The organism is Carnobacterium sp. TMP28 (assembly GCF_047553015.1).
Taxonomy (GTDB): domain Bacteria; phylum Bacillota; class Bacilli; order Lactobacillales; family Carnobacteriaceae; genus Carnobacterium_A.
This window is the reverse complement of the sequence record NZ_CP180212.1, coordinates 1,684,893-1,700,075: the sequence shown is the minus strand read 5'-3', so window position 1 is coordinate 1,700,075 and position 15,183 is coordinate 1,684,893. Positions and strand designations below refer to the sequence as shown.

Sequence of the window (15,183 nt, the reverse complement as noted above, 5' to 3'; positions counted from 1 at the left end):
ACTATTAAACATTCTACAACATACAAACAGTGGGAAAAGATGTTGCTTGATAAGCATGGTCAAGAAAATATAGAGTTGCAAAGAAAGAAAGTTAAAGGCCTGAAAGAAGACTCGAAACAATATGCTAAATATAAGAAAGTTTTTAGTGAAAATGAGATTCTTAGTACCTTGGATGATTTTCAAAACATAAAATATAATGATGAAAAAGAGTGGGAAATTTTAAAGAAGAAATATAGAGAAAAGCTTTAATATCAGCGTTTCATTGTGTTTCTATATTTTATATATGGTATAACAGATATAAGAAGTGCCTCTACGATGTGCTAACATCTAGGAGCTTGGTAACCAATTAGAAAGGATTGATTACATGGAAAATTATAACAAAGATATTGAGGTTTGGAAAGACATTCAAGATTACGAAGGACTATATCAAGTTAGCAATCTAGGTAGAGTTAAGAGTATTGAAAGAGTTGTTTGTTATAAAAATGGCGGTTCTCATACCGTGCCAGAAAGAATAAAAAACAAACTATTAAAATTGATAAAAGAAAAAAAGTGGATGAGGCTGGGACATAACTAGCCTCATTTTGCTTGTTTAAAAAAGTAAAAAAGAAGTCAAAACAAAAATTAGAAAGAAAATTTATAAAAAATCGACTAAACTCTCTCACTTGATTGTGATTTAGGTAAATTTAAAATTGACTAAAGTTTACTTTCATGCCCTTTTGATATATGATTAGGGCGTGAAAGTAAGGTGGAATAATGGATAAGTTTGAGATAATGGATAAAATTGTTCAGAGAAACGATGGGTATATTAGAACCTCTGAAGCAACGAAGAATGATATTTCTAGAACACATTTTTTAAAATATGTTGAAACCAAACACTTAATTAGAGTTGCTCATGGCATTTATATGACTGAAGATACTTGGCAAGATGATATGTACATAACACAAATCAGATATTCTGAAGCAATTTTTTCGCATGAAACAGCTGCTTATTTACTGCAACTTACAGATAGAGAACCGTTTGAATTGTCACTTACACTTAAAGCGGGAAAAAGTTCAACTAGTTTGATTAAAAGTGGAGTAACTGTATATAAAATTAAAGAAAAATTATTCGAGGTTGGTTTAATATCATTGGAATCCCCTACAGGTCATAAAATTCGTTCATACAATGATGAAAGAACTATTTGTGACCTAATCAGAAATCGCAGTAGTATTGAAATTCAAGAAATTCAGTCGGCATTAAAAACATACTTAAGAAAAAAAGATAGAAATATTCCAAAATTAATGAAGTATTCTAAATTATTTTCAGTTGATAGTATTATTAGCCAATACATGGAGGTACTCTTATAATGATTAACACATCTTTACAGCTGAAAGCACTCGTAAGAAATAAATCCGATGGTGACAGCACTAAAGTACAATTAATAATTAATAATTAATAATTAGGAATTACGTTATGGGAAGATTTTTAGTTAGAGTTTCAAATTCAAATTATAGAAACCATATAGTATTGAAAGGTGGAGCTTTAATTGCATCTATAATCAGTATCGATAAGAGGTCAACGATGGATATTGACACTACTTTAGTCAATCTGGAAATGAATGAAAATCAAATTTCTAGGATGCTCAAAGAAATTTTAAGTGTCGAATCAAATGACAATATAATATTTAGGATATCAAGTATTGAAACAATAATGGAGGATTTTGATTATCCAGGTATTAGAGTAAAACTTAATGCTCAGATTAACAGGATGAGAACTCCTTTGATTCTGGATTTTTCGACTGGTGATGTTTTAACCCCTAGTGCCATAGAATATAGTTATGAACTCATGTTTGATCAAGGACATATCTCTGTACTTGCCTACAATATAGAAACCTTATTAGCTGAGAAATTTGAAACAATAATATCACGAGGAACTGCGAATACTCGAATGAGAGATTTTTATGATGTTTATAGTATTGTAAATACGGATATCGATATTCAATACGATCAATTTATACTAGCATTAGAAAATACGAGTAAAAAGCGAGGTTCTTATGATCTCATAAAAAATTATTCTCAGGTCTTGAACGAAGTGGAAGAGTATGGCTCAATGAGATTCCTGTGGACTGCCTATCAAAGAAAATTTGATTATGCAGAAAACATTGAATGGGACGAAGTGATGAAATCAATAAAGAAGTTAGGAAACCATTTACTTGTGTAATTAAGCAAGATGCATACTAATAGTTTGATAAATTTGTCTGGGATGGAGTGAAATAGATTCATACACTTAATAGTATTAAGGTGAAAATAAATGATATAATTAAGAAAATAGGAATAATAAACCGAAAGAGGAAATAAGTGTGAAAATGAAATTTTTATCTATAGTACTAATCCTGAATGATTCATACTTTTCAAAAGTTTAGTATATTTCGGGCTTTGTTATTTATTTCGAAATTATCTTGCTGTCTTTTCGTTCTTTTTATTTATTTCTTAAGAAGAAGAATTTTTAAATTAACACAAGGAGAGAATAAAAGTTTTCCACCTTTAGTTAAGGAAATTGAAACTCTGATAAAATCATCTAATAAAAAGGCATGCATGTTTAATATTTTATCTAGTTTATAAAACTTTACAAGATTACCTAATGATAATGAAATTGTAAATGAGTTGAGGACTATGAACTTTTATAATTTCAATCAAGCTAAGTTTGTTCTAACTTTAATTGAAGAACAAATTACAAAATCAAGACCTGATAGAATGGATAAAAACCTTCAAATTGAACATATAATGCCCCAGACATTAAATAATATATGGATAGAAGAACTAGAAGGAGATTACGAGAGTATTCACCAAGAATATATTCATAATCTTGGTAATTTAACTTTAATCCGTCATAATCAAGAATTAGGGAATAAATCTTTTGATAATAAAAAAGAAGTTTATAAGGAAAATTCTGGACTTCAGATTACAAAAAAAGAAATAATTAATCGTTCAAAATGGAATAAAAATAGTATCCAAAATCGCAGTAAATGGATAACACAGTTTATAGTTGAAAAGGTTATTCCTATTCTAGATGAAAAAAGATATAAAAATAATTATGAGCAAAAGGGAAAAAAACTATCATTTTTAGAACTTAATTTAATAGGAGAAGAAATAGACTATATCTCAGATAAATCTATTAAAGTAAAAATTGTAGATGATAGGAAAGTTATGTTTGAAGGAGAAAAGTGGTTTCTTTCACCTCTAACTAATGAAATTGAAACAAGAAAAGGAACAGTTACTAAATCAGGATCTTATCAAGGCGCCCAATATTGGGAATTCGATGGTATAAAACTAGCAGATATAATGTAATTTGCTAGGATTTTTTTAAAGGAAGAGGAGAGAGATAATTGGGAAAACTAAAAGGTCTTAATATACATACAATATTTTTTATATCAATATATTCTGGAATATCAATTTTTATTGTAGTTCTAATTTTAACTGAAATTTATCCTGACAGTCGTCTAATAAGAAAAATAAGTAGTCCGGAATTGTTAATTGCTAGTGCTGTCGCTTTTCCAACTATAATCACTTGGTATTTTTCAATAAAGAGTAATACTGAGCAAAACTTACTAGAAACCGTTAAACATTATGATCAAGAAATTAACGGATTGATTAAAGATGTTCAAGAGAGTAATAAACTTACAACAGTTCATATTTCTAAAATAGATTATATTATGAATTCTTTTGAAAAAATTATAAAAGATAACTACAAAAAAGAGGCTATCAGTTTAAACTATGAAGGATTACTTTCTGTTGTATATGCGGCTCAACCTAATATCAATTTTTCTAAAATTTATGAAGAAGAAAAAATAGAAAAAATTCAAAAATCACCAGAAAAATTTCCAGAAAAAAAAGAAATAAATAAAAAATTATCTGAAAAAGATAATGAATGGATAGCGAGCTCTTCGAAAATTGTTCCCAGAATTATAAAAAAATTATGTGAAAATAATAGAATGGAATCATTAGAATATGATTATTACAAAGTATTTGCGAATTCAAAATTCGATATTATGCAAAATGCAAAAATAAAAGTCTCAAAACAAGACGATAGTATAAATTTAAAGAATAAAGAATTTTGGGAATGCGAATTTTCTATGAATTTTATTAAAAATACAACAATTAATGATTGTAATTTTTATTCTTGTGTAGTAAATTTTGAAGATATTTTTTATAGAAAAAGTAAAAATAAGGAAGATATAGATGGAGAAATAAAAAAAATATTAAAAGAATTGGAAATTTCTGTAGAAGAATGCTACCCTATTGAAAATGAAGAAGAAAGCTATAAAAAATTTAAAGAAGATATCGACGAAATAAGAAGACACTTAAAATCAAATAGTGATGAAGGAAGTGAACAATTAATAAAAATGATAGAATATTTGGAGGAAAACATAGAAATAGTAATTGAATTTTTTAGAAGCAATAATTTTATGAACAGTATTCAATTGAAAACAAACTCAACGATAATTAGTTTATCTAATTCTGGTATAGTTAAAAGACCTTTAAATAATGATGGAAACGATGAAGATGTAATAAGGGATTCAAAAAATAACGAAAAACTCACTGTTATTTATGATGATAGAGATAAGATAGAAATAGAAAAATATATGTATCAACGAAAAACAAATGATATTCCTAAAATCGATGAAATAAGTTCGAAATCCAGGGTAGCTCAAAAGAAATTTATTCTGGATAAACTTATTGAAGAAAAGGATGTTAGTGAAATCAGTTCTGATAATTGTGTAATTAAAATCAGTAAAGAATGGGAAAGAGAAGATTTCAATTGGATGGGATTTCATTCAATTACGTGGAAACCATATGACGATATTGAAAAAATAAAATTCTACATTTTTGTCATTGAAATGAAGGATACTTTTAAATGTATTATATTTGAGAAAGATAAATTTAAAATATTGATGAAAGAGAAAAAAGCAATGAATGAGTCACAAATTGATTTTAAATTTTATTTTGGTGAAAAAATAATTTCTCACTGATATCATTTGATAAGAAATATATGAAAACCTAGATAATTAGTTTTATCAAAATATTAATAAATCATTAGAGTTATAGATACGTATCTATAACTCTAATGATTTATTAGCAGAATAAAAATAAAAAATTTAACTTAGGGAGAATTAATTTGTAGCAATAATAAATAAAGAAACGTATAAGCAAATTAAAGAAAAATAATGAGGATATCAATTTTTAAATAGTCACTTTAGCTGACAAATTATCAAACCTAAGATTAATTTACAGAGATTATTAAATATTAAGAGATATATTGTGGGAAAGGTTTGGTGTAAAGAAAAAAAGTATAAATGGTACTATTCCTCTATATAAAAAATATAAAACAGCTAAAAGATACTAGAGAATATAGTGAATATATAGAACTTTTTACTAAATAACAATCAAGAATAAAAAGGAGAAATAAAATGTCAACTGAAGTAATGGTATGGATGAAAATAAAATCTAAAAACTACGATAAGAAAAGTGAACAAGGATTTAAAGCCTTTTTAGAACTTCTAAAACACAATACAATCAACATAGAAGATCCTAGGACAGGACATACTCTGACATACTTAAGTGAAATAAATAATGAAAAAATCTTTAAAAAAATGGATGAATTTGATGGAAATACTGAAGTAACCTTAATGGGTCAAGGGGATAGCTGGTCATTTGAAAGTGCACAGTATCTACTGGATTTTATATTGGAGTATAAGGAACCCCTAATAATAAGTATGGGTTACAAGGAAAAAGACAGAGAGAAGCTTAGAAAATTATTTGCCATCATAGAGACTTCAGATTTGAAACTTGAATTCACAACTATAATATATAGAGAGGAGGATATGGATAGTATGGGTGGCTTTGAAGAATTTGTCTGGTGTAGCAATGATGGATGCAAAGTACCTGCTGAGTATAATTTTAAGTTATTGGAGGATGGGAGGATAAAGGGGAAGGATGATTTCCCAGCAAGTTGTCCTTTAAAAAATGATGATATTCCCTATTGTGAGAAACACTTTTACCAAAGATTGAATAAAGAAATAGTATAAACGATTAAGGGAGATAGGATTAAGATGGATAATAATAGACTATTGTTATTGGATATATTAGAAATTTTACAAAACTCTACAGATGAAGACCATCACTTGACCCAGCAAAATATTATAGAGATATTAGAAAAAAATTATGGATATGAAGATGTTCGTAGACAAACAATTAAGGATAACTTAGAAAAACTTAGAAAGCTTGATATGAAAAATTTTGAGATTGAATGCAATGGCGAAATAGAACGTAAAGTTAAAGATAAAAAAACAGGTGAAGAAAAGGAATCAGTAATTTATACTGATTTTAGCTATATTCATAAATTTACAAAAGGAGAACTTCGTCTAATTATTGACAGCATATTATTTTCAAAGCACATAGATCTTTCCTATCGAAAGAAATTAATAGAGAAATTAGAAAGTTTAGCTAGCAAGTACTTTAAATCTGGAATGAACCATATAAAGGCTTTGGATAATAGTAATTTAGGAAATAAAGATTTGTTTTTACATATTGAAGAATTAGACAAAGCAATCACTAACTCAAAAAAAGTATCTTTCAATTATGTTAGTCATAAGTTTGGAGAAAAAGCCACTTCCTTGGTAGCTAGAGAAAATTCGCAAGGTGAGGAAAGGAAATATAGTATCAATCCTTATTATATGGTGGCTTCAAATGGACGATATTACTTGATTTGTAATAATGAACCATTCAAAAATGTTTCATCTTATAGAATTGATAGGATTAGAAATATTGAAATAGTAGAAGAAAAAAGAAAGCCTAGGAGAGATATTGAAGGTCTAGGAGAAAATTTCAATTTAAACGAATATATGGCAGAGCATATATACATGTTTGGAGGAGAATCTGACTATGTTAAGTTGAGTTTTAAAGAAGAGTTTCTAGATGAATTTATTGATTGGTTTGGGCTTGATAATATAACTTTTCAAGAAAAAAAAGACGAGCAAATAATAGTAAGGGTTAAAACCAATAAGATGGCAATGAGAAGGTGGGCTTTACGATACGCCTTATATGTAAGAGTCTTATCCCCACTAGATTTGGTGGATGAGATTAAAGAAGATATCCAAAAAGCTATGAAAAATTATGAATAAGACTAGGATAAATTGGTTTGGTAAGATAATAGAAAGCTAAACAAATACAACGATGTTCTAAAAATAGAACATTGGTTATGATACAATGGAAATATAGAAAAAGAAAGGAGATAGTATAGAATAGCTAGACTATTTTATAGCAGTTTAGCTATTGTTAAAGCTATTTTTACACAAATTCATTTCCAACTATGAATAATGATATATATAATATCAAAGGAATGAATAAGAATGGATGAATCAAAAAACATATAAGATAAGGATAACAAAAAAATTAAAGTAGTTTCAATAAGTTAGAAAAGGTGAAATATACTATATAAACTTATCATTCAAGGAGTTGTGATTTTATGAACAATGAAAATTTGCTCAATAGTCTCACTAATAATCAAGAAATAAAGGCTATAAGTAAAAAAATAGATGGAAATGATTTTATAAAAAATCCTGAATTTAAAGGATATTATAATGAAAAAGGATTTGCAATAGATATAAAATATGAAGTTGAAATAAATTTTTGGAACATGGATAAAAGAGAGATAATGAGATTTATAAAGAAAGGACTAAGCGAATTAGAAATAGTAGATATAAAAAATAATTATATCAAATTATTGTGGCCTATTGAACCATATGGTGAGCCTGAAGAGATAGATGTAGAACTATATTATCTTCTTGAGAATGGCAAATTTGGACATTACAATTACTACAGGGTCAATTAAAATAGAGGGGAAATTAATAAAATAGAGCAAATAAAATAAAATGAATGGATTTTTTTATAATAAAAGAATGCCTGGTATAAGAAGTAAAGATTAAAAAAGGTGAAAATATCAGAAAGATATAGACGGAAAAATAAGAATAACTTTAATTAGGAGGCACATATGACAGAGTTAATTAGACGAGCAAAAGCATTTGCTCATGAAAGACATGCGGGACAAACTAGAAAAGGAAATAATCAACCATTCATATCTCATCTAGATGCAGTAACGAATATTATTCAAACTTTAACAAATGATGAAGAGATAATTGCAGCGGCATGGTTGCATGATGTAGTTGAAGATACAGATACTCTATTAGAAGAAATATACGAATTGTTCGGAGATAGAGTCGGTAGATTTGTAGAACTTGAAAGTGAAGACAAACGACCTAAAATGAATGTACGAAAATCTTGGCAGATTAGAAAAGAAGAACAAATTGAAGAACTCCGAAATACATTAGATAAAGATTCAGATGTATTCATGATTGCATTATCGGACAAGCTTGCAAATGTAATAGAAATGCTTGAAGCTAAGAAAATTGAAGGAATGTCATTTTTAAATAACTTTAACAATTCGGATCCAATTGCTCAATACTGGTACTATAAATCATTCGCTGATGTTATTGCTGAAAAATCAAAATTGGCGGAAACAAAACCTTATAGGAAATATGTTGAAGTGATTGACGAAATTTTTAATTAATCTGATGTGTTAAATTAAGTTGTATAGAATATCTTCATTCATATAACTCAGAAAAACTCACAACGGCATTTGATAGTTTAATGACTTTCTTGGAATTTTTATTCCGTTTGTGTGCAACAGACGATAGGAAAGCCTGGTGAATTTCGTTAAAACCCATTTCTTTTGACAATCAATCTTTTTGAAAAAGTCCATTAGTAATGATCATTTAAAGTTCTTTTTGAAGCCGTTCTAGGGTTAGCGAAGTAGATGGTAACTATTAAAATACGAACAAAAACTTTAAAAGAGACATGAATACTTTTAATAAAAATTCAAACAAAATAGGAGGGATTTAATATGATAAGCCAAAAAGTGTATGAAGATCTTAATAAAGAATATGGGAAAGTTGCAAGTTGGTCATTGTGGGCAGAGGTGGGGGAAACACCTACTTCAAATACAGGAGATATGTCATTATTCTTAGAAAGAGAAATATTCAAAAAACTGAGAAATGATTTAGTATTTGTCGCATTAAATGCTAGCGTACATGAGGATAGAAAAGATTCTTATACTGGAAGTTGGGCTAATTTTCATTCGGATGACAATAAAGCACAAAGAGATTTTAAATTGAGATATGCATTAGTAAATACTCCATTTGAAGGACAGTATATTACAGATGTAATAAAAAACCATCCTGATAAAAATTCAGCAGCAGTAATAAAATACGTTGAAGAGCATCCTGAAACAGCAACAGAAAATATCAAAGTATTAAAGAAAGAACTGACTATTCTAGGAGGTAATCCTAGAATAATAGCTTTAGGGCAAGATGCATATAACATACTAAAAAATAACTTAGATGATAATGATACATTGCTGTTGATGACACATTATTCAGATTACCGAAATAAAGAAAGTTTAAGAGTAGAGGCTATAGACTTATTATTAAACGAGAAATCTTTAAAGGGATTAATAAAAGATAAGATAGAAGACCTAAAAGCAGATAGAGACAAACAAATTGTAACTATAGAGAGATTGGAAAAAGAAAATGAAGCCAGAAAGAAATTAGCTAAGGAAAATAATAAGATAAAAAAAATATCAAAATAAGCTTAAGTGCTGACCTAAAAAAGCTAGAATAAATAATCTAACTTTTTTGGGATGGGTACCATGGGCACCTACAGCTGTTTTTAAATCATTGGAAACAAAGCAAGATACTCTAATTTGAATTAGGGTATCTTGTTTTTTTCTTCCTTCCTTAAAGTATCTCGGTGTTTTTCTAAACAATCTACTTTCCATTTGTATTCTATGACCCTATGAAAAGAATAGTAGCTGAAAAACTAGATGAAATTCTCTATCTTATTAAAGTATCCAGTAGAATAAAGGATTATTATGATATATATTATTTAGCTACTACAGAAAATTTGATGCTATTATTTTAGAGGAAGCAATACATAGTATTTTTGAAAATAGCAGGCACGTAGAGTTTATAAAAAATTTACGAATTATTCAAGGTAAATTTATAAATAAAAAGTAAACTACTGAAAAGAGCTAGGATCATAATCCTAGTTCTTTTTTTAGTGCGCCTGGCATTGGTGATAACTCGGTGGTGAAAGTCCATTGCAGACTTTACGGTAGGAACTGTTAGCGAATGACAAGGGTGTCCATTCTGAAGTGGAATCTGAAGGAAGTCAGACGCAAATACTCGTACTGACGAACAGAAATCTTATATAAGATATAAGGCTGAATGGAGACGGACGAGCTTGCTAAACAAAGTAAAGTCCAATACTGCACAAATCTCCTACAGTGAAAATTAAGTAGTCGGAAACGACTAGGTGTATTTAAAGAAGAGATAAAAGAAATCAACCTCTATGCTCAAGGCTGGATTAACTATTACGGAATCGATGGAAGAAAGTGTCTACTAAATTTCGCATGCTAAGAAAGTATGGTGTAAGGGAAGAAGAAGCTTGGAAGGTGTCTAATTCCCGAAAGGGCTATTGGCGAGAAGTTAAACCTTACATCGAGCGATTGACAACAAAAAGCTGGCAAAGTGGGGTTTGAAAGATTTAAATCAACTTTACCAGCAGAGATACTTAAATTATTGAACCGCCGTGTACGGAACCGTGCGCACGGCGGTGTGAGAGATCGGTAGGCGAATTAATCATCTATCACCTACTCGATTTCTCTTATCAATAAATGAGAACGAAATTCTGTCAATAAACGAAAACGAAATTCTTTTCATTTTTACTGAATAAAAGTATACTGAGATAGAGGCCGGCACGTATACTATAAGAATAAGTAAAGAAATGTATGTTGTTCACCTATCACAAATGGGAGTGTTGAGGTAACCTTGTGAAGTTAATAATTCTTGACATTATCCACACATTTGATAAAATTATCAAAACGTCTCTTATACTACAAGGAGGTAGGTAATCTATTAGTTTATTAACCTATATCCTTAAAAGATAGCGCTCTCATAACGACACGATAAACGTAGTTTGCTCAATAGTGTGCGGATACTTTTTTGAAACATTGAGATAGTAATAAGTTAAACGACTAATTTTAATAAGGAGGCAGTTATGACTAAGATACATGAATTAAAAGCGACAGTTGAGACAGTGAAATGGGGATATTACGATAATTCTTGGGAGCCTGTGTTAACGATTGAATCAGGGGACTTTGTTGATATTGAAGCCTTAAATCACCAATCAGGCGATGCGCCAGATTTACTATTTGATGAAGCTATCAAAGAAATTTACGATGATATACCTAGAGATATGGGAGATCACATTATAACGGGGCCAATTTACGTTAAAAATGCTGAACCTGATGATATTATTGAAATGAAGATTATCGAAACAAAACCTAGAATGAATTATGGATCAAATGTTATAGCCAATTGGGGTAATTTATCCAACAGTTTTAATCGTGAAGAATCTATCTTTATTTATGAAGTTGATCTAGAACAAGGAATAACTTATCCCATTTTTAGTTTTCCATATCCAAGACCAATAAATGCGCCAGGACTTATCACACCAGTAGGTTCAGTTGAAAGAATGCCAATAACTGAGAAGCTAACCATCCCATTAAATCTATTTTTTGGTGTTGCCGGAGTACTGCCTGCAAGAAATGGCAGAGTCCATTCGCTTCATCCTTTTGACTTTGGTGGAAATATGGACAATAAAAACTTTATTAAAGGTACTTCAATGTACTACAAAGTACAAGTAGATGGAGCGGGTGTTTACGTTGGAGATAGCCATTTTGCACAAGGAGATGGCGAACTTAGTGGGACAGCTATCGAAGGCAGTCTGAATGGCCGCATTCAAATTATTCTTCACAAAGGTAAAAAACTGTTTGAAAATCCAATTTTAGATTCTGGTGATCACTGGGAGACTCATGGTTTCGGTCATACCTTGGACTTAGCGAATAGACAAGCAGCTTTGGAAGCTGTCGACTTCTTAACCCATCGTTTTAATATTTCTAGAGAACTTGCGTATTCAACATTAAGTGTTAAAGGTGATTTTCATGTAACACAAGTCTCCAATGGTATCTTAGGGGTTCATTGTAGAATGATGAAAGAAGCGTATAAAAATTTAGAAGTAAATAGAGAATCTATTTAACTTAAGTCTAGTAAGTTTGATTAGTAATTAGTTATAAAAATAAATCCTGATAGCATTAGGGGTTTATTTTTTTTACTTTAGTAATAGGTAGTCTATTTTTTAAACACAAAACAACGAAAAATAATCCAGACTTAACCTAATTTTTAATGAGTAAGAAGTCGAATGAGTTGTTATTATTACGAATTAGTAATAATATAGGCATAGAGTCAAAAACAAGATGAATACCAGTAAATAAATGATTGATGCCGATAGAGGACGTGTCCAGTTTTTTTATATAACTATAGGGGGTAAATAACTAATGAATGAAGTAAAACAATTTAAAGGAATCCACCATGTGACCGCCATAACGAGTAGTGCAGAAAAAATCTACACATTCTATACAGAAGTCTTAGGGTTACGTTTGGTGAAAAAGAATGTGAATCAAGATGATCTCTCAACCTATCATTTATTTTTTGCTGATGATCGTGGCAATGCAGGAACGGATATGACTTTCTTTGATTTCAATGGAAGTGCTGCTCATCAAAAAGGGACAAATGATATTTCTAGAACGAGTTTTAGAGTTTCTAATGACGAGGCGTTAAAGTATTGGGAAAAAAGACTAGCCTATTATACAGTTAAAAAAGACAAGATACTCACTCATTTTGGTAAACAAGTTCTTTATTTTGAAGATTTTGATAAGCAACAATACGCTATTTTTTCAGATGAAAATAATAAAGGAATAGGTTCCGGGGAACCTTGGTATAAAGGACCAGTACCAAATGAGTATGCGATTACTGGATTAGGCCCGATTTTCTTGAAAGTTCAATTTGAAGAGAGAATGGAAAATGCTTTAGTCAATGTTATGCAGATGCGAAAAGTAACAAGTGAACATAATTTCACACTCTACGAAATGGGTGAAGGTGGAAATGGTGCTTCAGTTATTGTGGAAAAAGATGATACATCACCAAATGCGAGACAAGGCTATGGCGGAGTCCATCACGTAGCGTTTAGAGTGGAAGACAAAGAGCATCTTGATGCTTTTGAAAATCGATTTAATCAATTAGGTCTGACAAACTCCGGCTATATTGATCGTTTTTATTTTAAAGCAGTTTATATTCGCTTATATCCCAATATACTATTTGAATTATCAACAGAAGGTCCTGGATTTATTGATGATCAAGAATCTTATGAAGTTCTAGGAGAAACATTGACATTGCCGCCTCACTTGAGAAGTAAACGAGAATATATCGAAACTCAATTGCCACATTTTGATACAGTAAGAAGTACCAAAAATTTTGAAAAAGAATATTTCAATCAATGAAAAATGAGCTAAAAAGTTTAATTATTTTATTTAAAGCGTATCATAGTGTTGAAAAAGCGGTAAAACATTCACTTGCTCATACGGGAATCAATGTAAATGAATTTACAGCTATGGAAGCTCTATATGTAAAAGGCTCCCTGACAACGCAAGAGCTTATAGATACTGTTTTAATCCCTAATAGCAGTATGACTTATGTCCTAGAACGATTAAATGAAAAAGCTTATCTTGTAAAAAATAAAAAAGAGTCAGATAAAAGAATTCAGATTATTGCGTTGACAGAACTTGGTACAAAAGTATTTGAAGAAATATATGAAAAGCATTTTTCTTATATGCGCTCAATTTTTGATGTGTTAGATAAAGAAGAAGAACAGCAACTACATTATTTATTAAAAAAAATAGGTAAAAAGTCAGGTGATAAAGGATGATGCAACAGGTAATCGCTGAAGGAACAAATGACCATATTATTATTTCGCTTCATGGAACAGGGGGTACGGCTACGAGCTTATTTGAGTTAGCGCATATCCTTGATCCTAAAGCTACAAAAATAGGTTTTCAAGGAGAAGTAAGTGAAAATGGGATGAATCGTTATTTTGCGCGCTATCCAGATGGTAGTTTTGACCTTTTGGGTTTAGATAAAGCAACGCAAAATCTTTACGATTCAATTCTTGAAATAGCTAGGAAAGTTAGTCCAGCGAACAAAAAAATAACTATTATCGGCTATTCTAATGGAGCAAATCTCGCAAAGAATCTGTTGAAAAATTTTAGTGACTTGCCCGTTTCGACTTTTCTTTTATTTCATCCTTCTCCGATCAATTCTGACAAGAAATTTAAGAGGCAATCAGGAGTAAACGTTTTAATGACTTCCGGAAAAAATGATTCTTATAGTAGTGAAAGCCAATTTAAAGAGCTTGAAACAAGTCTATTAGCTGCTCTAATAGATGTAGAAACATATACTCATGATCAAGGACACCAACTCATTCAAAAAGAAATAGAGCAAGCAAAGAGCTTTCTTTTGAAAAAAATGGAGGATTTTAATGGCTAAATTAAAGATAGACTTTGATACGATTGATGAAACGAGTAGAATGAAACTTGTTAAAGGCAGTATTATTCCCCGTCCAATTGCTTGGATAACGAGTTTAAATGAGAATGGCAGTATTAACTTAGCACCTTTTAGTTACTTTAATGTTATTTCACCAACACTAGTCATTGTGTCATTTCAAAGAAATGGTGAACAACAAAAAGATACTTTTCTGAATATTTTTAGAGAAAAAGAAGCAGTGATTCACGTAGTAGATGAAACACTTATTAGTGCAATGGATATTTCTTCCACACCACTAGAAAGAAATAAAAGTGAATTAGAATTAACAGATTTAAATTTAAGTCCAAGTATGAAAGTTAAGACGCCTGGCATAAAAGAGGCTCTAATACGTTTTGAAGTTGTTTTAGAAGAGTCTTTGACTTTGAAAGATTACGATAAAAATAAAGAAGAAGCTGACTTAGTTATCTTAAGAGTCATTGGTTCGGTTGTAGATGAAACAGTTTATGATTCAAAAAACGGTTATGTATTATCTGAAATCTTACGTCCAGTAGCCCGTTTAGGCGGAACGGATTATGCAGGGATACAAGATCTCCCATTTAAACGTAAGTTTTAATAAACTCAAAAAAGCCATTAGATTTAATGAAAATCTAAT

General features: G+C 30.0%; 16 protein-coding genes and 1 pseudogene. All 17 read left to right on the top strand.

Annotated features, from left to right (window positions below; all coding sequences use genetic code 11):
* Positions 1 to 39 precede the first annotated feature (39 nt).
* Positions 40 to 249 carry a hypothetical protein gene (locus ACMHYH_RS08030; protein WP_414838886.1) on the top strand — a complete coding sequence of 70 codons (210 nt, stop codon included), beginning with the start codon at positions 40 to 42 and terminating at the stop codon, positions 247 to 249.
* 115 nt (positions 250 to 364) lie between these two features.
* Positions 365 to 574, top strand: coding sequence for an NUMOD4 domain-containing protein (locus ACMHYH_RS08025; RefSeq protein ID WP_414838885.1), 210 nt, complete (start codon positions 365 to 367; stop codon positions 572 to 574).
* 179 nt (positions 575 to 753) lie between these two features.
* Positions 754 to 1,347, top strand: coding sequence for a type IV toxin-antitoxin system AbiEi family antitoxin domain-containing protein (locus ACMHYH_RS08020; RefSeq protein WP_414838884.1), 594 nt, complete (start codon positions 754 to 756; stop codon positions 1,345 to 1,347).
* A 106-nt stretch (positions 1,348 to 1,453) separates the two neighbouring features.
* Entirely contained in the window at positions 1,454 to 2,200 is a 747-nt protein-coding gene (locus ACMHYH_RS08015; RefSeq protein WP_414838883.1) for a nucleotidyl transferase AbiEii/AbiGii toxin family protein, read from the top strand.
* A gap of 428 nt (positions 2,201 to 2,628) precedes the next feature.
* Positions 2,629 to 3,327, top strand: a pseudogene (locus tag ACMHYH_RS08010) (HNH endonuclease family protein); the annotation flags it as partial.
* A gap of 38 nt (positions 3,328 to 3,365) precedes the next feature.
* Positions 3,366 to 5,009 carry a hypothetical protein gene (locus ACMHYH_RS08005; RefSeq protein ID WP_414838882.1) on the top strand — a complete coding sequence of 548 codons (1,644 nt, stop codon included), beginning with the start codon at positions 3,366 to 3,368 and terminating at the stop codon, positions 5,007 to 5,009.
* Between the two features lie 438 nt (positions 5,010 to 5,447).
* Positions 5,448 to 6,065: a hypothetical protein gene (locus ACMHYH_RS08000; protein WP_414838881.1), complete on the top strand. Its 618-nt coding sequence runs from the start codon at positions 5,448 to 5,450 to the stop codon at positions 6,063 to 6,065.
* 24 nt (positions 6,066 to 6,089) lie between these two features.
* A complete protein-coding gene (locus ACMHYH_RS07995; RefSeq protein ID WP_414838880.1) occupies positions 6,090 to 7,160 on the top strand; it encodes a helix-turn-helix transcriptional regulator in 1,071 nt (356 codons plus the stop codon).
* A 344-nt stretch (positions 7,161 to 7,504) separates the two neighbouring features.
* Positions 7,505 to 7,870, top strand: coding sequence for a hypothetical protein (locus ACMHYH_RS07990; protein ID WP_414838879.1), 366 nt, complete (start codon positions 7,505 to 7,507; stop codon positions 7,868 to 7,870).
* Between the two features lie 159 nt (positions 7,871 to 8,029).
* Positions 8,030 to 8,605, top strand: a complete 576-nt coding sequence (locus ACMHYH_RS07985; RefSeq protein WP_414838878.1) for an HD domain-containing protein — start codon at positions 8,030 to 8,032, stop codon at positions 8,603 to 8,605.
* A 333-nt stretch (positions 8,606 to 8,938) separates the two neighbouring features.
* Positions 8,939 to 9,682, top strand: coding sequence for a hypothetical protein (locus tag ACMHYH_RS07980; protein WP_414838877.1), 744 nt, complete (start codon positions 8,939 to 8,941; stop codon positions 9,680 to 9,682).
* 206 nt (positions 9,683 to 9,888) lie between these two features.
* Positions 9,889 to 10,014 carry a nucleotidyl transferase AbiEii/AbiGii toxin family protein gene (locus ACMHYH_RS07975; RefSeq protein WP_414838876.1) on the top strand — a complete coding sequence of 42 codons (126 nt, stop codon included), beginning with the start codon at positions 9,889 to 9,891 and terminating at the stop codon, positions 10,012 to 10,014.
* Between the two features lie 1,137 nt (positions 10,015 to 11,151).
* Positions 11,152 to 12,192: an acetamidase/formamidase family protein gene (locus tag ACMHYH_RS07970; protein WP_414838875.1), complete on the top strand. Its 1,041-nt coding sequence runs from the start codon at positions 11,152 to 11,154 to the stop codon at positions 12,190 to 12,192.
* Between the two features lie 298 nt (positions 12,193 to 12,490).
* Positions 12,491 to 13,492 (top strand): VOC family protein, encoded by a 1,002-nt coding sequence (locus ACMHYH_RS07965; RefSeq protein ID WP_414838874.1) that lies wholly within the window; start codon positions 12,491 to 12,493, stop codon positions 13,490 to 13,492.
* A complete protein-coding gene (locus ACMHYH_RS07960; RefSeq protein WP_414838873.1) occupies positions 13,489 to 13,917 on the top strand; it encodes a MarR family winged helix-turn-helix transcriptional regulator in 429 nt (142 codons plus the stop codon). Before ACMHYH_RS07965 ends, ACMHYH_RS07960 begins: the two co-directional genes overlap by 4 nt.
* A complete protein-coding gene (locus ACMHYH_RS07955) occupies positions 13,914 to 14,534 on the top strand; it encodes an alpha/beta hydrolase (protein WP_414838872.1) in 621 nt (206 codons plus the stop codon). The genes ACMHYH_RS07960 and ACMHYH_RS07955 overlap by 4 nt, the downstream gene beginning before the upstream one ends.
* Positions 14,527 to 15,144: a flavin reductase family protein gene (locus tag ACMHYH_RS07950; protein ID WP_414838871.1), complete on the top strand. Its 618-nt coding sequence runs from the start codon at positions 14,527 to 14,529 to the stop codon at positions 15,142 to 15,144. Before ACMHYH_RS07955 ends, ACMHYH_RS07950 begins: the two co-directional genes overlap by 8 nt.
* The last annotated feature ends 39 nt before the right edge of the window (positions 15,145 to 15,183 follow it).